17 protein-coding genes are annotated in these 23,483 nt (G+C 72.9%); 11 read left to right on the top strand and 6 right to left on the bottom strand.

Annotation, left to right across the window (positions count from 1 at the left end; all coding sequences use genetic code 11):
- Positions 1-14 precede the first annotated feature (14 nt).
- The 3 genes from AB0K05_RS02210 to AB0K05_RS02220 are packed head-to-tail and all read right to left on the bottom strand — an operon-like array spanning position 15 to position 3,918.
- On the bottom strand, positions 15-1,589 hold the full coding sequence (locus AB0K05_RS02210) for a long-chain-fatty-acid--CoA ligase (RefSeq protein ID WP_271279098.1): 1,575 nt from the start codon (positions 1,587-1,589) through the stop codon (positions 15-17).
- 53 nt (positions 1,590-1,642) lie between these two features.
- Positions 1,643-3,490: a RiPP maturation radical SAM C-methyltransferase gene (locus AB0K05_RS02215; RefSeq protein WP_364225805.1), complete on the bottom strand. Its 1,848-nt coding sequence runs from the start codon at positions 3,488-3,490 to the stop codon at positions 1,643-1,645.
- A gap of 8 nt (positions 3,491-3,498) precedes the next feature.
- Positions 3,499-3,918 (bottom strand): S8 family serine peptidase, encoded by a 420-nt coding sequence (locus AB0K05_RS02220; protein ID WP_364225808.1) that lies wholly within the window; start codon positions 3,916-3,918, stop codon positions 3,499-3,501.
- A 407-nt stretch (positions 3,919-4,325) separates the two neighbouring features.
- Between AB0K05_RS02220 and AB0K05_RS02225 the strand changes: the two genes are divergently transcribed.
- Together AB0K05_RS02225 and AB0K05_RS02230 are read left to right on the top strand one after the other, a co-directional pair.
- Positions 4,326-5,690: a hypothetical protein gene (locus AB0K05_RS02225; protein WP_364225811.1), complete on the top strand. Its 1,365-nt coding sequence runs from the start codon at positions 4,326-4,328 to the stop codon at positions 5,688-5,690.
- Positions 5,687-6,835 carry a hypothetical protein gene (locus AB0K05_RS02230; RefSeq protein ID WP_148034169.1) on the top strand — a complete coding sequence of 383 codons (1,149 nt, stop codon included), beginning with the start codon at positions 5,687-5,689 and terminating at the stop codon, positions 6,833-6,835. Before AB0K05_RS02225 ends, AB0K05_RS02230 begins: the two co-directional genes overlap by 4 nt.
- On the opposite strand, the gene AB0K05_RS02235 is transcribed toward AB0K05_RS02230, so the two are convergent.
- Positions 6,792-7,202 (bottom strand): hypothetical protein, encoded by a 411-nt coding sequence (locus AB0K05_RS02235; RefSeq protein WP_148034168.1) that lies wholly within the window; start codon positions 7,200-7,202, stop codon positions 6,792-6,794. The genes AB0K05_RS02230 and AB0K05_RS02235 overlap by 44 nt on opposite strands.
- Before the next feature lie 137 nt (positions 7,203-7,339).
- Between AB0K05_RS02235 and AB0K05_RS02240 the strand changes: the two genes are divergently transcribed.
- The 4 genes from AB0K05_RS02240 to AB0K05_RS02255 all read left to right on the top strand — a co-directional run bounded on the left by AB0K05_RS02240 (position 7,340) and on the right by AB0K05_RS02255 (position 13,833).
- A complete protein-coding gene (locus tag AB0K05_RS02240; RefSeq protein WP_364225816.1) occupies positions 7,340-9,700 on the top strand; it encodes a protein kinase in 2,361 nt (786 codons plus the stop codon).
- Between the two features lie 6 nt (positions 9,701-9,706).
- Positions 9,707-12,640: a BTAD domain-containing putative transcriptional regulator gene (locus AB0K05_RS02245; protein ID WP_364225819.1), complete on the top strand. Its 2,934-nt coding sequence runs from the start codon at positions 9,707-9,709 to the stop codon at positions 12,638-12,640.
- Between the two features lie 79 nt (positions 12,641-12,719).
- Complete coding sequence (locus tag AB0K05_RS02250; RefSeq protein WP_364225822.1) at positions 12,720-13,313, top strand: lipoprotein; 594 nt, start codon at positions 12,720-12,722, stop codon at positions 13,311-13,313.
- Positions 13,297-13,833: an OmpA family protein gene (locus tag AB0K05_RS02255; protein WP_219543530.1), complete on the top strand. Its 537-nt coding sequence runs from the start codon at positions 13,297-13,299 to the stop codon at positions 13,831-13,833. Before AB0K05_RS02250 ends, AB0K05_RS02255 begins: the two co-directional genes overlap by 17 nt.
- A gap of 17 nt (positions 13,834-13,850) precedes the next feature.
- Here AB0K05_RS02255 and AB0K05_RS02260 read toward each other — a convergent pair whose 3' ends face one another.
- Positions 13,851-14,927, bottom strand: coding sequence for a trypsin-like peptidase domain-containing protein (locus AB0K05_RS02260; RefSeq protein WP_364225826.1), 1,077 nt, complete (start codon positions 14,925-14,927; stop codon positions 13,851-13,853).
- 940 nt (positions 14,928-15,867) lie between these two features.
- Here AB0K05_RS02260 and AB0K05_RS02265 point away from each other — a divergent pair.
- Both AB0K05_RS02265 and AB0K05_RS02270 read left to right on the top strand, forming a co-directional pair.
- Positions 15,868-16,626, top strand: a complete 759-nt coding sequence (locus AB0K05_RS02265; protein ID WP_364225829.1) for a hypothetical protein — start codon at positions 15,868-15,870, stop codon at positions 16,624-16,626.
- A gap of 60 nt (positions 16,627-16,686) precedes the next feature.
- Positions 16,687-18,864 (top strand): acyl-CoA dehydrogenase, encoded by a 2,178-nt coding sequence (locus tag AB0K05_RS02270; protein ID WP_271278234.1) that lies wholly within the window; start codon positions 16,687-16,689, stop codon positions 18,862-18,864.
- An 18-nt stretch (positions 18,865-18,882) separates the two neighbouring features.
- Here the strand turns inward: AB0K05_RS02270 and AB0K05_RS02275 are convergent, their stop codons facing one another.
- A complete protein-coding gene (locus AB0K05_RS02275) occupies positions 18,883-20,739 on the bottom strand; it encodes a hypothetical protein (protein WP_364225833.1) in 1,857 nt (618 codons plus the stop codon).
- Positions 20,740-20,807: 68 nt separating this feature from the next.
- Here AB0K05_RS02275 and AB0K05_RS02280 point away from each other — a divergent pair, with 68 nt between their 5' ends.
- The 3 genes from AB0K05_RS02280 to AB0K05_RS02290 all read left to right on the top strand — a co-directional run bounded on the left by AB0K05_RS02280 (position 20,808) and on the right by AB0K05_RS02290 (position 23,482).
- Complete coding sequence (locus tag AB0K05_RS02280; protein WP_271278236.1) at positions 20,808-22,427, top strand: hypothetical protein; 1,620 nt, start codon at positions 20,808-20,810, stop codon at positions 22,425-22,427.
- A 113-nt stretch (positions 22,428-22,540) separates the two neighbouring features.
- Positions 22,541-22,675, top strand: a complete 135-nt coding sequence (locus AB0K05_RS02285; RefSeq protein ID WP_261808826.1) for a hypothetical protein — start codon at positions 22,541-22,543, stop codon at positions 22,673-22,675.
- A gap of 12 nt (positions 22,676-22,687) precedes the next feature.
- Positions 22,688-23,482, top strand: coding sequence for a glycosyltransferase (locus AB0K05_RS02290; RefSeq protein WP_148034157.1), 795 nt, complete (start codon positions 22,688-22,690; stop codon positions 23,480-23,482).
- The last annotated feature ends 1 nt before the right edge of the window (position 23,483 follow it).

Raw genomic sequence — 23,483 nt, forward strand, 5'->3', positions numbered from 1 at the left:
CTTTCCGCGTTCCGTCAGGAGTCCTGCTTGACCATGTCGCGCAGGCGGTTCTTGAGGATCTTGCCCGAGGCGTTGCGCGGCAGTTCGCTCACCACGACGGCCTTGGTCGGCTTCTTGTACGAGGCGAGCCGGGTCAGGCAGAACTCGGACAGTTCCGCCACCGTGGGCGGGTCGGCCTCGTCGCGCGGGACCACGACGGCGACGGGCGTCTCGCCCCACTTCTCGTGCGGGCTGCCCACCAGGGCGATCTCGCGGACCTTGGGGTGGTCGGCGAGCACGGCCTCGACCTCGGCGCTGTAGATATTCTCTCCACCGGAGATGATCATGTCCTTGAGGCGGTCGACGACGTAGAAGAACCCTTCCTCGTCCACCCGGACCAGGTCTCCGGAGTGGAACCAGCCGCCCCGGAACGCCTCCTCGGTCGCCCCCGGGTTGTTCCAGTAGCCCGTCATGGTCTGCGGGCCCCGGTAGACGATCTCCCCGATCTCGCCCTGGGGCACGTCGTTCATGTCCTGGTCCACCACGCGCACCTCGACCAGGGGGACGGGCTTGCCGACCGAGCCGATCTTGCGGATGGCGTCCTCGCCGGGCAGGGACGTGGTGATGGGCGACATCTCCGTCTGCCCGAACACCGACACGTTGGGCACGCCGGGGAAGGCCGCCTCCATCGCCCGTAGGATCGCCGGGGTCGCGGGCGCGGCCCCCCACGAGATGGTGCGCAGCGGGATGTCGCGCTGCGGGAGCGTGGGGCTGGCGCAGACGGCCTGCCACTGGGTCGGCACGAGGAAGGCGTTGGTGACCCGCTCCGACTCGACCAGGTCGAGGAACGCCTCGGGGTCGAAGGCGCCGGTCGGCGTGATGACGGTGGTGTAGCCGAAGATGAGGTTCGGCACGATCACGCCGACCGCGGCGATGTGGAACATCGGTGAGGTGACGACGCAGATCTCGTCGGCGCCCGGACGCAACGTCTGCAGCAGGGTGATCGTCTGGCCGAGGAGGTTCTCGTACGTGAGCATGGCGCCCTTGGGCAGGCCCGTCGTCCCCGACGTGTACATGATCAGGGCGACCGCGCCGAGGTCGGCGGGGCCGCTCGCCCCGCTCGGCGTCGCGCCCGCGACGGCTTCCTCGTAGCGTTCCGCGCCCGCGCCGGCGGCGTCCGGGGCGTCGCCGACGACCAGGCAGGGCAGCTCGGCCTCCTTGCCCGCCCGCACCGCGGCGACCACCGGGGCCAGCGGCTGCTCCACCACGATCGCGCACGAGCCCGAGTCCTCGGCGAGGTACGAGACCTCGGCCGCGACCAGCCGGAAGTTGACCGGGACGGCGATGGCGCCGAGCCTGTTGATCGCCACCAGTGTCTCGACGAACTCGGGACGGTTGGTCAGGAGCACCAGGACCCGGTCGCCCTCGCCCACGCCGCGGGCTTCGAGCGCGGCGGACAGGCGGCGGCTGCGCTCGTCCAGCTCGGCCCAGGTCGTCGTCTCGCCCTTGAACCGTATGGCGGGCCGTCCTGGCTGTGCGCCGGCGTGTTTGGTCACCTGGTGGACCCAGGTGAGTCGCTGGTGGGGGTGGGCACTGTGGACCGTGCTCATGTTCTTCCTTCCCGTCCCTCGGCTGTAAGTGAGAACTTACAGCCGGGTGCCCGTCAAGGTCGAGAGTCGGCGGACGTCCTGGCCGGCACGCGGATCCCCAGCGCCAGCCACTGATCGCCGGTCCGGACCATGAGCCGTCGCCGCAGGCAGTCCGCGAGGAATGCGAGCACCTCCTCGGCCGTCGCCCCCGCGGCCGTGCCGGCGGCGACGGCCGCGCGCTCCGCCGTGACCCTGTCGCACCGGGCGTACACCGCCGCCCGCCAGCCGGTCAGCCGGAACGACACCGTCCGCTCGTCGCGGGTGTCGACCAGGACCAGCCCGCCGTCGGGGTGCGCCAGCAGCGCGAGCGTGCCGTTGCCGCCGCGCTCGATCCACCGCCGCACCCGCTTCATGACCGGCCCGGCGTGGTCCAGGGGGCGCATGCCGTCGGCGTAGTCGAAGTCGAAGTAGTACGCGATGCGCCGCAGGGCCTCGTCCGGGAAGGGGTAGAGGCACCGGTACACCGCCATGGGCCGCACGCCGGTCATCCCGAACCGCTCCGGATCCTGGTGGAAAGGGCTGAACCGGTCGAGCCTGATGGCGTCCATGCCGTCCGGCGGCTGGAGGAAGTCGCACGCGTCCAGCAGGGGCAGCATCGACGCGTAGTCCTCGGCGGTCTCCCCGGGGAAGCCGAAGAGCAGGTTCCAGCGCGCGGTGACGCCGAACTCCGCGCACCACTTGAGAAGCTGGATGTTGCGCAGGGCCGTGGTCCCCTTGCGCATCAGCGCCAGCACGTGGTCGCTGAGGCTCTCCAGGCCAGGCTGGATCTCGCGGACCCCGGCGTCGGCGAGCAGCTTCACCTGGGCGGCGCTGAGGTTGGCCTTGACCTCGTAGAACAGGTCGGCAGGCGCTCCGGCGGCGGCGAGCGCGGGCAGCAGCGTGGTGAAGTACCGCATGTCGAGGATGTTGTCGACGACGCCGGCCGTGGTGAGGCCGTGGCGCCGGGTCAGGTGCTCGATCTCGTCCAGCACGCGCTCGGGCGACTTGCTGCGGAAGGTCATCGCCTCGCCGTTCAGCCCGCAGAACGTGCAGTGGTGCCTGGCCCCCCACCAGCAGCCGCGCGAGGTCTCCAGCAGCAGGCGGGGGCGGACGGCGGCGCCCTCGGCGCTGTCGCGGAGGGCGTCGAAGTAGGCGTCGAAGCAGGGGACTGGCAGGGCGTCGAGGTCGGTGATCGGCGCGGCGGGCGGGGTGCGGACGCTCGCGCCGTCCCTGCGCACGATCAGGCCCGGCACCTCGTCCACCGCCGCGCCGGCGCGCATCCGCTGGACGAGGGCGGGGAACGACACGTCGGCCTCGCCGCCGCAGACGACGTCCACGAACGGGAAGCGCGCGTGCAGCTCGTGGCCCATGTCGCCTTCCCAGTTGGCGCCGCCGAAGACGGTGACGACGCCGGGATGGCGTTCCTTGACCCGCCGGGCGAGCGCGAGCGAGGCGAGGTTCTGCTCGAAGGTGGAGGTGAACCCGACGAGGTCGTAGTCCGTCCAGGCGATCGAGGCCAGGCAGCGGTCGAGGAAGCGGGCGCAGGAGCCGCGCAGCCTCCGCAGCCTGGCGATCGTCTCCTGGGGCTGCCGGTGGACGCCGCGCAGGACGGTCTCGTCGTACGCGGCGTCGGCCGCCGGTCGTTCGCCGTGGAGCGCGGCGGCGAACAGCCACTCGCCGGCGAAGGCGGTGTGCGGCAGCCCGCCCTGCACCCACTGGTAGTCCGGCAGGCCGATGAGATCGGCGAGGTCGAAGCCGAGATAGCGGACGTCGCAGGCCACGCCGTCGCGCCGGAGCGCGGCCTGGAGCAGGCTCAGCCCGAGCGAGGGGCGGTCGAGCCCGTGCCAGGGCATGCTGACCAGCAGGACGCGGTAGGTGGACACGGCCGGGCCTAGTCGCAGTTCAGCCCGCGGATGGAACATTCGATGTAGGTGGTCTGGGCCGAGCTCTGGGCCGCGTAGGCGTCGATGAGCCCGCTGCCGGTCGCGCGGTCCGGCCCGGCCGTCGCCTGGTGGTTCATGCCCGGGGCGTTGAAGCAACTGCCGGTCGTCACGTCCCTCGCCGTGGCCCTGAGGAGCTGCTTCATCCGGGTGGGCGAGATCCCCGGCCACGAGCCCTTCACGAGGGCGCACACGCCCGCCGCCTGGGCTGCCGCCGCCGAGGTGCCGCTGAAGACCGCCCAGCCGTCGTCGGACTTGGTGTCGTCCGCGCTGTCGGCGAAGGTCTCGTCGACGAACGAGCCCGGCTGGGTGGGCAGCATGATGTACGAGGCGTTCGGCTGCAGGCCGACGAGGCCCACGACGTCGGGCACCCGCCGGCCGGGGAAGATGTCGCTGGTGAAGCCGCTGGCGTAGTCGGACGCCCGCAGGTTGCCGCCGACGTCCAGATGGGCGCGCCGGCAACGACGAGCTCAACGGCAACAACGGGGGACCGGGCACCGACGACTGCAACGGCGGGCTCGGCACCGACACCGAGGCCGGCTGCGAGCCCTAGTGAGCGCCGGCTCACCTCCCGCCCCCGGGGAACCGGCGGGCGGGAGGCGGCCGGGCCGGCCGACGGCGGAATGCGGATATTTCGTCGCTCGTCCGGCTGCTGCGCGGTAAGGTCCGGGAGCAGCCGGTCGCGGGACTCAGGCGCGACTTCCGGAACCCGCCTATGAAGCGATGCTTCGCAGTTCGTGCCCCCATTCCCCGGCCGGCGCCGTCATCCCGGGGAGCCATGGAGACCTACGCCGACCTGATCGAGTGCGAGGACGTGCTGCTGTTCGCGAACGCGGCCATCACCTCGACCGGGCAGCGGGAGTTCCGCGCCACGGCGGGCGAGCAGCGGCTGTCGCTGGACTTCCTGCACCGCTACATCCACGGCAACTATCCCGATCTGTACGCGGCCACGCTGGCGCTGGACGTCAACGACCACAACGCCGCGATGATCATCCACAACGTGCTGAAGGCCCGCGGCGACGGCCCGCTCATCTCCTGGCGGCTGGCCAGGATGAGCCCGCCACGCGTCTACCGGCTGTTCGGTGAGCTGCGGCGGGACGGCGTGAACAACCGGCGCACCAGGGCGGTCATCCGCGACTGGCTGCTGGCCCGGCCCGACCTGGCCTTCGACGCGGTCAAGTACCGCTCCGCGATGAAGGCGGCGGTGCGTCACGCGCACCTGCGGCCACCGGGCGAGCTGGGCGACTTCCTGTTCGCGCCGCACCGGCGCGCCCGCTTCGACACCCCGGTGCTGGAGGCCTGGCGCCGTGCCCACCACGAGAAGCAGGCGCTGTACGAGCTGCCGTACACGGTGGCGGAGGGGTTCGCGGCCCGGCACGGCATCCCCAGGGCGGTCTTCCTGGAGCGGATCGCGCCCCGCCTGACCCGTTCGGAGCGGCTGCGGCTGGCCGGCGCCCATGAGCGTGCGGGGATCCGGGACAAGGCCGATCTGGCGGCCATGCCGCTGGTGCGCGCGGCCTCGTACGTGCTGTCGCTGCCGTACGGCGAGCGGCGTCAGCACGTGGCGGCGCTGCGCGCGGCGGCGGCGCGGGCGGCGGGGCCGCGGCGGGGGACGTGGGGGAGCGTCGCGGCGGTGCTGGACGACAGCTTCTCGTCGTTCGGCTCGCCGGTGAAGCGGCGCAGGCCGCTGGCGGTCGCGCTGGCCTGCCACTACCTGCTGGAGGCGCTGGCCGGGTCCTACCGAGGGCTGTGGGTGTCAGGGCTCGCCGACCCGGTGATGGCGCGGCCGGACGGGCCGACGCCGCTCGGGCGGCGGGTGCTCGACGCGCTCGACCCGCGGCCGGACCGGCTGGTCATCGTCTCCGACGGGTGGGACAACGCGCCTCCCGGGCTGGCCGCGGAGGTCCTGCGGGTGTGGCGGCGCCGGCTCGACCCGGCGGGCGGGGTACGCGTCGTGCACCTGAACCCGGTGTACGACGCGGAGCGGTTCGAGGTGCGCAGGCTGTCGCCGCTGGTTCCGACGGCCGGGATCCGCGACGCCGAGGACCTGCCGGCGCTGGTCGAGCTGGCCGGGTTCGCGCAGGGCCGCACCGGGCCGGCCGAGCTGCGCGCGTACCTGGAGGAGAGGGCGGCGGCGCGATGATCGACCTCGCCGGGCTGGAGACCCGGCCCGCCCAGACCTGGGGAGCGGTGCGGCTGGTGCCGCTGGTCCGGCCGGAGCCGATCCTCGACCTGCGGCTGCACGCCCGGGTGTACGGGGACGAGCTGAGTGTCGTCGGCCTGCCGGACAAGTCGGTGTACGTGGCGTACGTCCCGCACGCGTTCGTGGCGTCGTGGACCGGCGACGGGAGCCCAGCCGCAGCGTACGGCACCCAGCTCGGGGAGCCGCTCGACCGCATGGACGTCAGGTTCCGCCGGCGGATGGCCAGGCGCGTGGACAAGAACCGGCTGCGCTTCCTGCCCCTGCACCTCGCCCTGGAGGGCTACCTGGCGCTGCACTTCCGCGGGCCCGTGATCGCCTGGGCGGAGTGGTCACGCCAGGCGGTCGCGCGGGGGCTGTCGCCGCGCGCCGAGGACGCCCGCACCGGGGCGGAGGTGCGCGGGCTGGAGGACGCGCTGCGCGTCTTCGAGATCCACCCCGGCCAGTGCGGGCTGCTGCTGTACGCGGGTGACACGCTGGCGAGCGCGTTCGTGGTGCCGCATCCTGACGACTACCGGGCGCTGCACCCGACCCTGGTACGCGATCTGTACGGGGAGCTCATCCACGAGTACGCGACGTTCTACCCGGCCCGTGACTTCCCCGCGGTGATCGACGAGAGCCGGGTCTCCTCCCTGGCGGACCTGCGGGCCGAGGCGGCGCGGCAGGAGCGGGAGTGGGCCGGCTTCCACGACTCGGTCATGGCGGCGGGCCTGCTGGGCTCGCCGGACCGGGTGGAGGAGGTGTACCGGCTCGGCGGGTTCCGGCTGCGGCGTTTCCTGCCGGCCTTCGACCGCCGGGCGGAGAACCACATCGGGGAGACGATCACCGCCGAGGACGGGAGGCTCGCGTACCTGAAGACCTTCAGGCTGTCGCAGGCCCAGGTGCGGCGCGGCCACCTGCTGCGCGTGCTGCACGAGCACGACTGGCGTCTGGAGGACGCCGCCGCCGCTCTCGGCGGCACCGCGGCCCAGCTCGGGACGCGGCTGGAGCGGGCCGGGTTCGGCCACCTGCTGCGGCAGGACGTGCTGGACCGGTACCGCAGGGTCAACGGGCACAGCCGGCGAACTCGTCCAGCCGGCGGAGCATGACGGCCAGCATGGCGGGGAACATCGCCACGTGCGCCGCGATCATCACCCCGTGACCGTCGATGAGCCCCAGCCACAGCAGCGGGAAGAGCGGAACGGCCGGTGCGAACATGGCGGCGCACATCTCCAGCGTCGACCCCCAGCCGTGGCCGCGGAAGCGCATCCACACGGCCATGCCGATCGACATGTTGAGCGCCATGAGCAGGTACGCGGCCTCCGGGTGGGTCGCGTACGAGACGTGCACGCCGGCCATGGACCAGACGAGATCCAGGAGGAACATGCCGGCGAACATCGCAATGATCATTTCGATGTAGTGCAGGGCGAATCGGCCCCAGTTGCGGCCCGTGGCGCGTGCGGTCGTCTCTGACATGTCTTCGACGGTGACGCCGTACGGGGCAGACGGGGAGGGGAGGGCGGGCTGCTGGTCTGGAAACTTGGGATCCTCGTCTTTCGGACACGGATACGCGCTCCGAGCGGGACGATCCGGACCTGGCTAATGTGTCTGCGGTGAGCGATCGGGTCATCGGCGGGTACGCGCTGCGGCGCGTCCTCGGTCGCGGCGGCATGGGCGAGGTGCACCTGGCCGCCACCCCCACCGGCGGGCTGGCCGCCGTCAAGGTCATCCACCCTAGGCTGGCCCGCGACCCCGCCTTCCGCCGCAGGTTCGAGCGCGAGGTGGCGGCCGCGCGCCGGGTCGCCCGGTTCTGCACCGCGCCCGTCCTGGACGCCGGCATCGACGGCGACGTCGCCTACCTCGTCACCGAGTACGTCAAAGGCCCCGACCTGGCGAGGGCCGTGCGCGACCAGGGGCCGTTGTCCGGGGGCAACCTGGAGGCGCTGGCGGTCGGCATCGCCACCGCGCTGAGCGCCATCCACGGCGCCGGGGTGATCCACCGCGACCTCAAGCCGTCGAACGTGCTGCTGTCGCCGCTCGGGCCGCGCGTCATCGACTTCGGCATCGCCCAGCTCGTCGGGTCCGACACCAGCCAGGCGATCCTCGGCACACCCGCGTTCATGGCGCCGGAGCAGGCGCGCGGCGAGACCGTCGGGCCGTTCACCGACGTGTTCGCCTGGGGCGGGGTCATCGCGTTCGCCGGAACCGGCCGCTCCCCGTTCGGCGGCGGATCCCCTGGCGAGGTGCTCAACCGCGTCGTCAACGAGAGGCCCCACCTGGACGGCCTGGACGACGGCGTCCGCGGGCTGGTGGAGCAGGCCCTCGCCAAGGACCCCAGGGCCCGCCCACCGGTGTCCCGCCTCCTCGCCGACCTCCTCGGCGGCCCCCCGACCAGCCCCGCCTCGGCCACCGAAGCCGTCGAGCGCACCTGGACCACCCCCCTCACCCGCCCTCCGTCTCCTCCCCACCTCCCCCCAGCGCCCCCGTCCACCGGATCCCCCACGAGCCCACAGCCTGCCCCCACCTCCCGGGGTACGGTTCCGTACGGTCCGGAGGCGTCCCCCACCTCCCAGGGCGCGGTTCCATACGGGAGAGTCTCTAGGGCGGTGGGTGGCTCGCCCGCGCTGCGGGGCGACCCTGAGCGGACGGGTGCTGCCGCTGAGAGCGGCGATGCGGTTCCGCACGGCGGGTCTGCTGTGAGTCCGCAGGGTGCCCCCGCCTCCCAGGGTGGGGTGGTTTCCGGAGCGGCAGGCGGTACGCCCGCGCTGCGTGGAGATAGCGACCAGGACCCACGGCGGGCGGGTGCTGCCGCTCAGGGTGGGGGTGCGGTTCCGTACGGCGGATCTGTCGTGAGTCCGCAGGGTGCCCCCATCTCCCAGGGGGCGGTTCCGTACGGAGGAGCCTCTGGCGCGGGCGCGGTGCGTGGAGATGGAGGCCAGGCCGGAGCGGGTGGCCTTGGGCGGGCGGCTTCCGCTGCTCAGGGTGAGGGTGCGGTTCCGTACGGGGGAGTCTCTGGGGCGGCGGGCGGTTCGGGCACGCTGCGTGGAGAGGGTGACCCTCGGCGGTCGGGTGCTGCCGCTCAGGGTGGCGACGCGGTTCCGTACGGCAGGTCTGCTGTGAGTGCGCAGGGTGCCCCCGCCTCCCAGGGTGAAGGTGCGGTCCCGTACGACGGGTTTGTTGTGAGTGCGCAGGGTGCCCTCGCCTCCCAGGGTGAAGGTGCGGTTCCGTACGGTCCGGAGGCTTCCCCCTCCTCCCGGGGTGCGGTGTACGGGGGATCTGTTGTGAGTGCGCAGGGTGGTCCTGACTCCCAGGGGGCAGGCGGCGGTGCGCGTAAGAAGGGGAGAGGTGGGGCGCGGTGGCGTTGGTGGGTGGGCGGGTTGGTGGCGGTGGTTGTGGGTGGGGCCGTTGCGGGGGTCCTGTTGAGGGGGGAGGCGTGGCCGTACGAGAGTGGGTTCGCCGATGGGTGGGAGGTGGGGGCGTCGGAGGCCGGGACCGCTGAGAAAGACGGTTCCGGGTATGTGCTGGCCGTCGAGGACGGGTGGCGGTTGTGGAAGTCGGCGCCGCGGCGGGAGCCCGGTGGCGGGGTGGTCGTCAGCGCGAAGGCGGAGTTGCGGGAGGGCGCGGGCGAGTACGGGGTGTGGTGCCATGGCGGCTCGGGTGGCCGGTACGAGTTCGGGGTCAGCGGCGCGGGCCGGGTGGCGATCGTCAAGCGCCGCACGGGGCAGGAGGGCGTGGTTCTGTACGGACCGGAGAAGGCGGCGTCCGAGGGCACGAACCGGGTCGTCGCCGAGTGCGCCGGTGGCGACGGCGAGGTGACGCTGCGGATGTGGCTGAACGAGCGCCTGGTGGCCGAGGCCACCGACGCGGAGGCGCCGCTGGGTCCCGGCATGGCGGGGGTGCACGCCGCGCCGGAGGCCGGGAAGACGGTGCGGGTGCGGTTCGAGTCGTTCGCGCTGCGACCGGCGCGGGGCTGAGGGACGGTGGGCGTGTGGTTCGGGCTGCTGGGCCCGCTCCGGGTCGGGGACGGCGGGGAGCCGGGCCCGGCCAAGCACCGGACGCTGCTCGCGGCGCTGCTGCTGTCGGCGGGCACGGCGGTGCCGGTCGAGCGGCTGATCACCGTGCTGTGGGGCGACCGGCCGCCCGCGTCAGCCGAGTCGGTGCTGCGGGTGTACGTGAGCGCGCTGCGCAAGCTGGTCGAGGGGATCACCACCGTGCCGGGCGGTTACCTGCTGGCGGTGGACCGGGACGAGATCGACTGCCACCGGTTCGAGCGGCTCGTGGGGGAGGCCAGGCGGATCCGGGAGGCGGGCGGGCACGTGGAGGCGGCCGCCCGGTTCAGGGAGGCGCTGGCGCTGTGGCGGGGGGAGGCGCTGGCGGGCGTCGACAGTGCCGAACTGCGCCGTACGCATGGCGTACCTCTTGAGGAGTCGCGCCTGACCGCGCTGGAGGAGCGCGTGGACCTGGACCTGCGGCTGGGGCGCGGCGGTGAGGTGGTCGGCGAGCTGCGGGCGCTGGTGAACTCCCACCCGTTGCGTGAGCGGGGGTGGGCGCACCTGATGGCGGCCCTGCACCAGGCGGGGCGGCGGTCGGAGGCGCTGGCGGCCTACCAGGAGGCGCGGCGGGTGCTGGTCGACGAGCTGGGGCTGGAGCCGGGGCCCGAGCTGCGGGAGGCGCACGACCGGGTGCTGGCGGGCGAGGTGGTGGCCCCGGCCCGCATCTCCGCGACCCCGCTCGACGAGCTGCCGCCGGATATTTCGGATTTCACCGGTAGGCAGGACGTCCTCTCCTGGGTCACCCGGTGGGCCCGCGACACCACGACAGGGAACACGGACGGCACTGGCGGTCCCGCGGCGGGTTTCTCAGGCGGTGGTTTCGCCACGGGCTTCGGTGGCGGTGGCGGTGGTCCGGCCTCGGGCTCTGGCGGTGCCGGTTCCGGAGGCGGTGGCGGTGGTCTCGCCTCGGGCGGCGGGGTGGCGCGGGCGCCGGTTTGTCTGGTGGTGCACGGGCCCGCAGGGTGCGGCAAGTCGGCCGTGGCCGTGCGGGCGGCGAACCTGCTGGAGCCCGGCGACGGGAGGCTGTACGCGGTGCTCGGCGAGCGGACGCCGGGGGCCGTGCTGGAGGACCTGCTGCGGTCGCTCGGCCGCCCCGACGGCGCGGTGCCGCCGGCGCTGGACGAGCGGGTCCGGCTCTACCGCCGGCTCACCTCGGCCCGGCGGCTGGTCGTGGTGCTCGACGACGCGGCCGGCGAGACGCAGGTGCGTCCCCTGCTGCCGACCGGCCCCGGCAGTGTGACGATCGTGACCAGCCGCTCGCCGCTGGCCGGGCTGGAGGCGGCCAGGCCGTACGAGCTGGGCGTGCTGGATCCGGACGAGGCGTTCGAGATGCTCGCCGGGGTGGCCGGCCGCGACCGGGTGGCGGCCGAGCCGGAGGCGGCGCGCGAGATCGTCCGGCTGTGCGGCGGACTGCCGCTGGCGCTGCGGATCGCCGGGTCGCGGCTGGCCAGACGGTCCGGCTGGACGGTCGCCCACCTGGCCGGGCGGCTGGGCGACGAGCGGCGCAGGCTGGACGAGCTGAGCGCGGGCGACCTGGCCGTGCGCGGCAGCCTGGCGCTCGGTTACCGCGGGCTGGCGGAGCCGGAGCGGCGGCTGCTGCGCGAGCTGGGCGCGTTCACGGCTCCCGACTTCGCCCCGTGGGTGCTGGGCGAGGACCTGGAGCCGCTGGCCGAGGCCGGGCTGCTGCAGTCGCGCGGGCTGGACGAGGCGGGCCAGGAGCGGTTCGGCCGGCACGACCTGACCAGGCTGTACGCGGCCGAGCGGCTGGCGGAGGAGGGCGGGCCCGGCCCGGTGCTGGTGGCCAGGGCGGCGGAGATCCTCGACCGGACCAGGCGGGCCAGGGTCACCCTGCTGCCCGCGGAGCCCGGCTCCGGCCGGACGCTCGTCCGTACAGCCGAGCAGATCCTGGAGACGGGCCGGCTGCGCCAGGAGGCGCGCTGGCTGAGCGCGGAGCGCCGCTTCCTGGTCGCGGCGGTCGGCGACTTCTTCCGTGCGGGCCTGTACGAGGCGGCGTGGCGGCTGGCGTTCTACCTGACGCCGCTGTTCGAGCTGGCCGGCCACCACGACGACTGGCATGCCACGACCGCGACCGGGCTGGACGCGGCCAGGACGGCGGGCCACCACCAGGGGGAGGCGCTGCTGCTGCGCGGCCTGGCCGACCTGCACCGGGCGGAGGGCAGGAACGACGCCGCGGCGGCCGCGCTCCGGGCCGCCCAGCCGCTGGTGGAAGGGCTGGAGCTGGCCCGCATCACGCTCCGGCTGGGGTTGGTGGAACCCCGCAGGGCCGAGGCGGAGCGGGTGCTGCGCCGGGCGCTGCACGTCTTCGGCCAGGCCGGTGACCAGCGCGGCAGGGCCGACGCGCTGCGGGCGCTGGGCGCGCTGCTGTCCGGCCGGGAGCCGCTGGAGGAGAGCCTGGCCGTCTACCGCGAGCTGGGCGACCCGCGCGGCGAGGCCGAGGCGCTGCTCGACCTGGCGAGACTGCACCTGGGGGCGGGCCGCCGCGCCGAGGCCCGCGCCTGCGCGGAGCGGCGGGTCGCGATCAACCGGCGGCTCGGCGACCGGCTGCCCGAGGCATCCGGGCTGCTGGTGCTCGCCCGCGTCGCCCGCGCCGAGGGGCTGCCGGACGCCGCCGCGGACTCGGCCGGGCAGGCGCTGGAGACCTTCACGGTGTACGGGGACCGGCGCGGCTCGGGTGCGGCCCTGCTCGTCCTGGCGGAGTCGTACGTGGACATGGAGAAGATCGATGAGGCGGTTGAGGCGCTGACGCGTGCTATGGGAGAGTTTGACCGGCTCGGTGACGAGCACGGCCGCGCGGCGGCCGAGCGGCTCGCGAGCGAGGCCCGGGGGAGGCGGGGTGTTTAGCCCGCTATGCGGATCCTGAAGGTCGCCTCGCTAACGTTCGGGCCCTGAGTTCGGAACCCCCGAAAGGTGATCAGTGACCATGCGCAAGACGTTCGTGCTGGCGGTCGCGGTCGTGGCGCTGACCGGCTGCGGCATGCTGCCCTCCACGACCGGCGGCGGCCAGGAGAAGCAGGGCGGGACCCAGGCCGCGCAGACGGAGAACGCGCCGCCCGAGACCACCGCGCCCCCCGCCGAGCAGCAGACCGCCCCGCCGCAGGGGGACAAGGTCATCGCCAGCCGCGAGACCAAGGCCGAGGGCACCGACGGTCCGACCAAGGTCAGGGTGGAGATCACCGGGCTGCTGCGCCAGGGCAAGACCGCGACGCTCAACTGGACCATCACCGGTCTGGAAGGCAGTTTCAACGTGCACAACGGCATGGGCGGCGGCGTCTTCGACTACTCCGTGTCCGGCGTGAGCCTGATCGACCCGGTCAACGCCAAGCGCTACCGCGTGGCACGCAACGGCACCGACGACAAGGCCGAGTGCGTCTGCTCGGGCACCCAGGGCGAGTTCCTGGAGAAGGACGAGAGCGCCAGCCTGTACGCGGTCTTCGCCGCGCCGCCGGCCGACGTCACCAAGGTCAACATCGAGATGCCGCAGATCGGCGTGTTCACCGATGTTCCGATCTCTTAGTCTCGCCCTCGCCCTGACACTGACCTCCCCGACCCCTCCGCCGGAGTCGGCGATCGGCGTGGTGGAGGACCTGGTGCTGCCCGTCGAGGACATCATCGGCGAGGTCGAGTCGCTCGACGGCAGCGAGAGCGAGTCCCAGCGGGGCGACCAGGTGACGGTGGCGCTCACCAGCGACGTGCTGTTCGCGCTCGACAAGTGGCGGCTCACCGCCAAGGCCAGGCAGCGGCTCAAGGAGGTCGCCGAGCAGATCAACACCGAGGGCGCGGGCGGCCAGGTCAGGGTCGAGGGCCACACCGACGACCAGGGCGCCGACGCCTACAACGACACCCTCTCCCAGCGCCGGGCGGACGCCGTCAAGCAGGTCATGGCGGGCCTGCTGACGCTCCCCGGCGTGACCCTCCAGGCCCAGGGCTTCGGCGAGACCCGCCCCAAGCTGCCCAACACGGCCGAGGGCAAGCCCCTGCCGAAGAACCGCGCCAAGAACCGCCGCGTCGACATCGTCTACACCATCAAGCAGTGAGCGCGGCGGCCTGCGGATCACCCGGCCTGGAGTTCGGTCAGGGTGACGGTGACCTTCTGACTGGTGCCGTCTCGTACGAACTCGATCTCGACCTTGTCGCCCGGTTTGTACTCCGTGAGGGTTTCGGTGAGGTCGGCGATGGTGGGGATCTGCTTGCCGGCGACCGAGACGATGATGTCGCCCTCGCGGATGCCCGCCTTGGCGGCGCCGCCGTTCGACTGGACCGAGCGGACGCCGACGCCGGCGGGCTGGCCGTCTTCGCCGATCACCGTCGAGCCCGTGATGCCCAGTGCCGCCCGGTGGCTGTTGACCACGCGGCCGTGCTCGACGATCTGGGCGGCGATGTCCGTGGCGGTGTTGCTGGGGATGGCGAAGCCGATGCCCGGGGCCGCGCCGCCGCCCAGCGACGGGTTGGTGGCGGCCAGGGTCGGGATGCCGATCACCTGTCCGGCCATGTCGACCAAGGCGCCGCCGCTGTTGCCGGGGTTGATCGCGGCCGAGGTCTGGACGGCGCTGGCGATCGTCGCGCCGGGCGAGCCTTCGCCCTGCGGCTCGCTGACCGTGCGTCCCGTCGCGGACACGATGCCGTTGGTGACGCTGCCCGACAGGCCCAGCGGGTTGCCCATGGCGAGCACGAGCTGGCCGACCCTGAGCTTGGACGAGTCGGCGAACGTGGCCGGGCGCAGGCCCCGCGCGTCGTCCACCTTGATCACCGCGAGGTCGCCGGCGGGGAAGGACTCGACCAGCTTCGCGCTGCGGGAGCCGCCGCCGGTGGCGAGCGTGACCTCCATGGTGGTGGCCTCGCCGACGACGTGCGCGTTGGTGACGATGTGGCCCTTGTCGTCGTACACGACTCCGGAGCCGAGGCCGGCCTTCGTGTTGATCTGCACGATCGACGGCAGGACCTGGGCGATCACGCGCTCGTACGTCTGCTCCAGCGGCAGCGCTTCGGCGGTGGGGCTGGGCGAGGGGGTGGTCGCCGTGGCGGTGGCGGTGGGTGAGGCGGTCGGCGAGGCCGTGCCGCGGACTCCGGGCGCGCCGGCGCAACCGGTGACCAGGACGGCGGCGGCCAGCCCTCCAGCGATCTTGCGCATGCCCGGTACTCTGCCCAGCTCGGACGGAAAGATACGCAGGTCAGGGGTGTGGGTTGCGCGACGTCTCCTGATGGATACGGTACGTGACTTCGTTCTGGTGCGGGCATAGCGGAAATGTCGCCCGTCCAGGTGACGTAGCCTTCAAGCCATGGCGGACGTCGGCGATCAGAACAACGGCAACGATGCTCCCACCGCTCCCTTTCGCAAGATCGTCCCGCCTGCGGAGGAAACCATCGCCTTCCGCCGGGACCGTCCCTCAGGAGCCTCACCTAGCCCGGGCCAAGGGGAGGTGACCCCCGAGCCTCCCAAGCCGGCGGCATCGGGCGGCCCCTCCCGGCCTTCCGGTGCGAAGTCGGGCGGTGCTTCCAAGCCTGGGAGTTCCGGCGGTTCCGCGCCGTCCGGGCCGAATCCGATCGAGGCGTCCGGCCCTCAGGCCGGGAGAGCACCCGGTAAAGGGGCTCCGCAGTCCGCGGGCCCCCAGAGGCCGGGAGGTGAGCGTCCCGCCGGTCGTCCAGGTCAGCCGGGCCCCGCCGGACCTGCGGCCGGTCCCGCCAGACCCGCAAGCGGCTCGGCTGCGCCGTCCGGGCAGGCCGGATCTGCGGCTGGAAAGGCTGGTCCTCCGGCTCGGAAGGCCAGGTCTCTGGCCGAGTTGGTCGGGCAGCCCGGGTCGGCAGGGAAGGCTGGCTCTCCGGCTGGTTCGGCTGGTCAGTCTGGTGCTTCTGTTGGTTCGGTCGGGCAGGCTGGGGTGGCCGGGCCGGCCGGTGGCTCGGCTGGGCAGGCCGGATCTTCGGCTGGGCCGGCTGGGTCTTCGGCTGGGCAGGGTGTGGGGCCGCGGCGGGCTGGGGTGGGGCCCGTGCGGGTGGGGGCGGGGCCGGTGGGGCCTGGGGGTGCGTCGTTCGGGCAGGCTGAGCCGTTGCCGGCGACGGCTGCGCCGCCTCCGTTGAAGGGTGGGCTGGTCAGCCGGATCGGGGACATCCCGATCAAGGTCGTCTATCTGCTCGGCGCCATCGTCGCCACGGTGGCCGCCGTCCTCCTGGTGTTCGTGATCTTCTCCGGCGACGTGCCGACCCAGCCGGAGAACGAGGACGTCGTCCAGGTTGCCCCGGTGCCCTCGACGTCGGCCGAGGCCTCGGTGACCCCGACCCCCACCGAGACGCCGCTGCCGGCGGTGCCCGCGAAGATGGCGTTCGCCGACCTGCCGGGCAGGGCCACCGCCGCCACCGGCACCGTGACCGACAGCAGGACCGGCATCAGCTACCCCAAGCTGGGCAAGCCCTGGCAGGCCAGGTCGTTCTCGCCGTTCGCGCACGCGCAGCGGGTGGGCAAGGCCGGGGTACCGCAGACGGTGATCGCGTCGGCGATGCTGCCCGGCGACAACCCGGAGGCCAAGCCCAGGTCGGACGCCGACTACCGGGCCATCGCGGCAAGGGCGGCCCGCTGGACGCTGAATTCCCAGTATCCGGAGGGCGCCACCCTCGCCTGGACCGGCTCGCTGAAGGTGTCCGGGGGCAAGGGCTGGACGCTGGCCTTCCGGGTGACCTACACCGACGGCGGCAAGCAGCGCACCGGCCATGCCCTGGTGTCCGTCGTGGAGGTGGGCCAGACCAAGCCCGCCATGCTCATGGCCTCGATCCCGGAGAGCGGCAGGGCGTACTGGAGAGATCTGAACACCCTCGCGGAGAAAGTTCGCCCCCTCTAGGCCAGAAGCGTGCTCTAGAATATGATTCTGGCATCTACGGAACCGCCTGGAGGATGAGCTATGGCGATCGGGTTGAGCGAGGAGCACGAGGCGCTCCACGAGTCGGTGAGCGGCTGGGCGGAGCGCAGCATCCCCACCGACACGCTCCGCTCTGCCGGCGACGAGCGGCCCGCCTTCTGGCCGGGCCTGGCAGAGCAGGGCCTTCTCGGCCTCCACCTGCCCGAGGAGTCGGGCGGCTCCGGCTACGGGCTGCTCGAGGCCGCTGTCGCCGTCGAGGCGCTGGCCGAGCGGATGGCGCCCGGCCCCTACGTGCCGACCGTGCTGGCCAGCGCGGTGATCCACGCCTCGAAGCACCACGAGCTGCTGCCCGGCCTGGCCGACGGCACCCGCACCGGCGCACTGGCCCTCACCGGGTCGCTGACCGGCACGCGGGCGGGCGACGGCTCCCTGACCGTGTCCGGCGCCGCGGAGCCGGTGCTCGGCGGTGCGATGGCCGACGTGCTGGTGCTTCCCGTGGTCACCGGCGACGGCGAGCTGTGGGTGGCGGTCGACGCCACCGCCGCCACCGTCACCTCGCTCAAGTCGCTCGACCTCACCAGGTCCGTGGCGAAGGTCGAGCTGGACGGCGTCACCGTGCCCGCCGACCGGGTGCTCGACGGGGTGGAGAGCGCCGACGTGCGCAACATCGCCGCCGTCCTGCTCGGCGCCGAGGCCGCCGGCGTCGCGTCCTGGTGCGTCACCGCCGCCGCCGAGTACGCGAAGGTACGCGTGCAGTTCGGCCGCCCGATCGGCCAGTTCCAGGGCATCAAGCACAAGCTGTCGCGCATGCTGGTCGCGCTGGAGCAGGCCCGCGCCACCGTCTGGGACGCCACCCGCGCCGCGGGCCAGGAGCTCGACTACGCGGCCGCGATCGCCGGCGTCATGGCCCCCGACGCGGCCGTGCAGTGCGCCAAGGACGCCATCCAGACCTTCGGCGGCATCGGCTACACCTTCGAGCACGACGCCCACCTCTACTACCGGCGCGCGCTCACCCTGCGCGCGCTGCTCGGCGGCTCCGCCGGCTGGGCCGCCCGCGTCACCGAGCTGGCCCTGCGCGGCGTCACCCGCGAGATGGAGCTCGACCTGCCGGAGGACGCCGAGCCGCTGCGCGAGGCCCTGCGCGCCGAGATCGCGGAGATCGCCCGGCTGGAGGGCAAGGAGCAGAAGCGGGCGCTGGCCGAGCGCGGCTTCGTCATGCCGCACCTGCCCGCGCCGTGGGGGCGCGGCGCGAGCCCGCTGGAGCAGGTGCTCATCGCCCAGGAGCTGAAGGCGGCCAAGGTCAGGCTCCCCGCGCTGATCATCGGCGCCTGGGTGGTGCCGTCCGTCGCCGTCTACGGCACGCCCGAGCAGCAGGAGCGGTTCCTGCCCAAGACGCTCAGCGGCGAGATGATGTGGTGCCAGCTCTTCTCCGAGCCCGGCGCCGGCTCCGACCTGGCCTCGCTGCAGATGAAGGCGGAGAAGGTCGAAGGCGGCTGGCGGCTCAACGGCCAGAAGATCTGGACATCCGTCGCGCACGTCGCCGAGTGGGGCATCTGCATCGCCCGTAACTCCAGCGAGGGCTCCAAGCACGAGGGCATCACGTACTTCCTCGTCGACATGAAGTCGCCCGGCGTCACCGTGCGCCCGCTCACCGAGATGACCGGCGAGAACCTGTTCAACGAGGTCTTCCTGGACGATGTGTTCGTCTCCGACGACCTGGTGGTCGGCGAGGTCGGCGACGGCTGGAAGGTGGCCAGGAACACGCTCTCGAACGAGCGCGTCTCGCTCTCCTCCGGCTCCGGCGGCACCGGCGCGTCCGTGCCCGACCTGCTCGGGCTCGTCAAGCGGCTCGGCCGGGACCTCACGCCGGTCGAGGCGGACGCTCTCGCGCACGTCATCTGCGAGGGCCACTCGATCAACGCGCTGTCGCTGCGGGTGACGCTCAAGCAGCTCGCCGGCAACGAGCCGGGCGCCGACGCCTCGGTGCGCAAGCTGCTGTCGACCTCGCACGCCCAGCACGTCTCCGAGACCGCGGTGAGCCTGATCGGCGCGCAGGCCACGGCGGCGGCCGACATGAAGCTCGGCGACCCCGGCTACTGGAACCGCGCCGTGCTCGCGACCCGGGCGATGACCATCTACGGCGGCACCACCGAGGTGCAGCTCAACATCATCGGCGAGCGCATGCTCGGCCTGCCCAGGGACCCCGAACCGGGCAAGTGACCCGCGCCCCCGATCCCCTCACGGCAGCACCGGCCGTGCGGGGATCGGCGTGCCGTGCTCGGCCGGCACCGGCTGCCCCGCCTTGATCTCGCCGACGCACGCGGGCGCGCCGACCGTCCTGAGGGCCAGCTCGCCGCCCTCGCCGTGCACGGTCGCGTACGTCGCGCCGAGGTCGCGCCCCGCCCTGACCTCGGCCTGCCCGCCGCCCAGCCGCACGACGAGCGTGGTCTCGGCCGAGTTCAGGTACGTGACCAGCACGGTCCACTCGCCGCCCGGCAGCCTCTCGGGCAGCGGGAAGACGACCTCCTCGGAGCCCACGGGCGTGCAGGAGGCGCCGCCCGGCACGGTGACCCCCTTGACGTCCACCGGGTTGAGCCGTCCCCGCGGGTCGAAGACGAGCGGGGCGCGCACCGGCCCCGACAGCCGTTCCGTCCAGTTCACCCGGCCGGGCGCGAGCGGGCCGAGGACCTTGGAGACGCGGGCGTACTGGAAGAAGAAGGCGGGGTCGGCAACCTTGAGCGGCACGAAGGTGTCCAGCACGACCGAGTCCTGGGGGACGCGGGCCAGCGCGAGCTCGGCCGTCACCACGTAGCTCTCGACGTTGCGGCCGAGTGGCAGCGCGGTGAAGGCCGTCACCGACCAGACCGAGCCCGCCGCGCACACCGCGGCCAGCGGCGCCCACGCCCACCGCCACCGCGGCGGCGGGCGCAGCCACGGGCGCTCCTCGCCCGCCACGGGGATGAAGGCCAGGCCGATCACGATGGCGGCCACCATCGACGTGGACGCGATGTACCGCAGCTCGAACCCGGCCAGGTCGGCCCCCAGCGCCTCCACCCGCCCCAGCATGACCGGGACGACGTCGGCCAGCAGGAAGTAACCGAGCAGCATCAGCCAGGCCAGCCAGGCCCGCCGCCGGTAGCGCAGGGACACGGCCACCACGACAGCGCCCACCGCGAGCGAGGCCCAGATCAGCGGCGCCGGGGTGGCGGCGAGCGCGTAGTCCTCGCCGATCGGCCACCACCGCCACGGGCCGCCCAGCGAGGTGGGCACGAGCGAGCCCGAGAACATCCGCCACGTGGCCTCCACGGCCAGCCCCGCGTCCGGCAGGGAAGGCCGCACCGTGTCGTTCGTGAGCTGCACGGAGGTGAACATCTGGTGGAAGAAGACCACCGAGTACGCCGCGAGCACCCCGCCGTAGAACAGCCACACGCGCGTCATCCGGTCCCGCGCCAGCCAGCCCAGGGTCAGCACGAAGGCCATCACCAGGATGAACGGCGACTTGACGTAGAACGCCATCGCGAACAGCGTCCAGCCCACGGCGGCCACCGCGTGCCGCCGGCGCCGCGTGCGGGTGTAGAGGACGTGTGACGCGAGCGCCATGGGCACCGCCACCTGGAAGGGCAGCGCCCCCAGAACCACGGACCACCATGACAGCGAGGGGATCGTCATCGGGGTCAGCAGGAAGAACCCCAGCGGCACCAGGATCGCCGGCCGCGACCCGAACAGCACCGTCAGCAGCCGCAGCAGCGCCAGCCCCGCCGCGGCCAGCAGGCACATCGTGACGCCGTGGGCCAGCGCGTCGTTGTAGCCGCCGAGCCGTCCCATCAGCCACTGGATCGCGAACGGGCCGGGAGCCATGTGCCCGTAGTCCACCCGCATCAGGTAGTCCCAGGTCAGGCTCTGTTCCAGGCCCCTGGCGATGAACATGAAGTCGTCCTGGCGGAAGTACGTGCGGCGGACCAGCTCGAACTTCCACACCAGCTGGGCGGCCACCATCAGCAAGCCCGCGGCGAGCACCACATCGCCGCGCACCGCCTGGCCGGCCCTCGCCACCCCGTCGTCCTTCCTGCCCGCGATCCCCCCACGCGACAGCATGCCGGAAACGTCCCTCAACTGGCGACATGCTGGGAAAAGCAGTCATAGAGGTGTGATGTCATAGCTGGATGCCACACCAGGCCAGAGCCGCCCTGGCCGGCGCCGCCCTCGGCCTCACCCTCGGAGCCCTCGCCCTCGGTCCCGCTCTGGGCTGGGGGTTCGTGCTGCTGCAGGACATGGTGTTCGTCCCCGACCCGGCGTTCTCCCTCTTCACCTTCGGCCTGGCGGGCGGCGCGCCCCGGGTGGTGCCCAGCGACGCGGTGGTCACCTTCCTGTCCCAGCTCCTGCCGGGGGAGCTGGTGCAGAAGCTCGTCCTGCTGTCGATCTTCGTGCTGGGCGCCTCGGGCGTCGCCGTCCTCGTCCCTTCCCCCGGACTGGCCCCCCGCCTCGCGGCGGCGGCCTTCTACGTCTGGAACCCGTTCGTGGCAGAGCGTCTCCTGATCGGGCAGTGGGCGCTCCTCCTGGGGTACGCGGGGCTGCCCTGGGTGGTCCACGCGCTCGACCGCGGTCGCCGCCTGGCCGTCTCCGTCCTGCCGGCGGCGACGGGCGGCTTCGCGGCGATGCTGGTCACCGTCGTCACCGCCCTCCCCGTGGCCGCCTCGTCCGGCCGCCGGTGGGGGAGGGTGCTCCAGGTGGGGCTGGTGCTGGGCGCCTTCTGCCTGCCGTGGCTGGTGCCGGCGGTGCTGCGGCCCGACGGTCTCGAAGGGGACCCGGTGGGGGTGGAGGCGTTCGCCTCGCGGGCCGACACGCCGTTCGGGACGGTGGGGAGCCTGCTGTCCCTCGGCGGGATCTGGAACGCGAACGCCGTGCCCGCCGGGTACGACGGGATCGTCGGGGCGGTGGCGCGGCTGGTGCTCGTGGTCGCGGGGATCGCCGGGTTCTGGTGGCTGGGCCGCCGGTTGCCGTACCGGAACGGGCTCGTGGTGGCCGCCGTCGTCGGGTTCGCCATCGCGTCCGCGGGGGTAACCGAGGCCGGGCGGTCCGTGCTGAAGTGGCTGGTCGGGGTGTGGGGCGGGTTCGCGGTGTTCCGGGACGCGCAGCAGTACGTGGCGCCGGTCGCGTTGCTGGCGGCCGTGGGGCTCGGGCTGCTGGCGGCGGCCGTCGTACGGGAGAGCCCGGCCGGGGCGAGCGGGTCCGCGGCGCCGGGCGGACAGTCGGCGACGGCGGGTGGGCGGCCTGGACGGTGGCTGGTCGGCGTGCTGGTCGTGGTGCCCGTGGCCGTGCTGCCGACGATGGCGTGGGGGGCTCTGGGGGCGCTGGACGCCGTCTCGTATCCGCGGTCGTGGTACGAGGCGAGGGACACGCTGCGTGACGACCCGGCTCCCGGTGACGTGCTGGTGCTGCCGTTCGAGTCGTACCGGAGATTCGACTGGAACGGGCACAGGGCGGTGCTGGATCCGGCGCAGCGGTTCTTCGCGGTGCCGGGGCGGCGGGTGGTGACCAACGACGTGGTGCGGGTGGGCGAGCTGGTCGTCGGAAGCGAGGACCCCCGGGCCGCGGAGGTAGAACGCGTACTAGAAGGCGGTTCACCTGACCTCGCCCGACTGGGGTTCCGGTACGTGATTGTTGATGCGGGGACGGTTGAGGAGAAGAACCGGTTCGCCGGCTGGCTCGGTGACGCCGAGGTGCCGGTCAACTCTGCGGAGCTGCGTCTGTACAGGTTGGAGCCGCCGCTTACGACCCGATAAGGTACCTCATCAGGGGTTTTGTAAAATTTGGGTCTAGCTACTAGCGAGTAGCAGTAATTGGTTCTAGGTTTGTCCACATACCCCGGACCCCTGCCGCACCAGGAGGAACCCCCGTGATCAAGATCCTGTTAGCAGCGATCATCGGCGTAGCCGTGGCCGCACTAGTGACGACGATCACCACGGTCTCCCTGACCGGTTCCACCGCCACGCCTGTCAACCAGCCGCTCTACAACTACGGCACGCGGTAACAGAGCGCCGCCATGCCGCCCTCCTCCTCAGGGAACTCGGGGGCGAGCCGGCGACCACTGCTTGAGATCGTCGTTCCCGCGCACAACGAGGAACGACGGCTTCCCGGGGGGCTCCTGCAGCTGTGCGCGAAGCTTGCCCGCATGCCGTTCCCGACCGCGGTCATCGTCGTCGACAACAACAGCACGGACGGCACCGCCGAGATCGTCCGCACCTGGCCCGAGGGCGAGGTCCCGGTCCGGCTGGTGAGCTGCCCGGTGCCCGGCAAGGGAGCCGCGGTCCGTGCGGGGCTGATCGAGACCCGTGCCCCCTTCGTGGGCTTCTGCGATGCCGACATGGCCACCGACCTGGCCGCCGTCGACGTCGCCTTCGGCCTGCTCCTGTCCGGGGAGCGGGTGGTGATCGGCTCGCGGGCGCACGCGTACTCGAGTGTCGAGAACCGGCACAGCCGGATCCGCGAGATCGGCGCCGTCGGCTTCCGCGCGCTGGCCAGGGCGCTGGTGCACGGGGTGAGCGACACCCAGTGCGGGTTCAAGTTCTTCGACGGCCCGCTCGCCCGCGAGGTGGCCGCCGAGCTGCGCACGCCCGGGTTCGCGTTCGACGTGGAGCTGCTGGCGCGCTGCGCCGGCCGCGGCTCGCGGGTGCTGGAGATCCCGGTCCGCTGGCACGACATGCCAGGCTCCAGGTTCTCCCCGGCCCGGCACAGCTTCGGCATCATGCTGGAGCTGGGCAGGATCTGGCTGAGGCTGCGCGCCACACCGCCCGCGCCCGTCTGGGAACCCCCGCTCGACCCCGTCGGATATCCGTGAA

Origin of the sequence: Nonomuraea sp. NPDC049486, assembly GCF_040676925.1 — a bacterium.
GTDB lineage: Bacteria > Actinomycetota > Actinomycetes > Streptosporangiales > Streptosporangiaceae > Nonomuraea > Nonomuraea ferruginea.

Bases quoted from the DNA above. Each gene is read 5' to 3' on its own strand.
- AB0K05_RS02260 (WP_364225826.1), bottom strand. From the start codon at position 14,927: ATGCGCAAGATCGCTGGAGGGCTGGCCGCCGCCGTCCTGGTCACCGGT.
- AB0K05_RS02255 (WP_219543530.1), top strand. From the start codon at position 13,297: ATGTTCCGATCTCTTAGTCTCGCCCTCGCCCTGACACTGACCTCCCCG.
- AB0K05_RS02235 (WP_148034168.1), bottom strand. From the start codon at position 7,202: ATGTCAGAGACGACCGCACGCGCCACGGGCCGCAACTGGGGCCGATTC.
- AB0K05_RS02290 (WP_148034157.1), top strand. From the start codon at position 22,688: ATGCCGCCCTCCTCCTCAGGGAACTCGGGGGCGAGCCGGCGACCACTG.
- AB0K05_RS02230 (WP_148034169.1), top strand. From the start codon at position 5,687: ATGATCGACCTCGCCGGGCTGGAGACCCGGCCCGCCCAGACCTGGGGA.
- AB0K05_RS02270 (WP_271278234.1), top strand. From the start codon at position 16,687: ATGGCGATCGGGTTGAGCGAGGAGCACGAGGCGCTCCACGAGTCGGTG.
- AB0K05_RS02250 (WP_364225822.1), top strand. From the start codon at position 12,720: ATGCGCAAGACGTTCGTGCTGGCGGTCGCGGTCGTGGCGCTGACCGGC.
- AB0K05_RS02275 (WP_364225833.1), bottom strand. From the start codon at position 20,739: ATGCTGTCGCGTGGGGGGATCGCGGGCAGGAAGGACGACGGGGTGGCG.
- AB0K05_RS02225 (WP_364225811.1), top strand. From the start codon at position 4,326: ATGGAGACCTACGCCGACCTGATCGAGTGCGAGGACGTGCTGCTGTTC.
- AB0K05_RS02280 (WP_271278236.1), top strand. From the start codon at position 20,808: ATGCCACACCAGGCCAGAGCCGCCCTGGCCGGCGCCGCCCTCGGCCTC.
- AB0K05_RS02210 (WP_271279098.1), bottom strand. From the start codon at position 1,589: ATGAGCACGGTCCACAGTGCCCACCCCCACCAGCGACTCACCTGGGTC.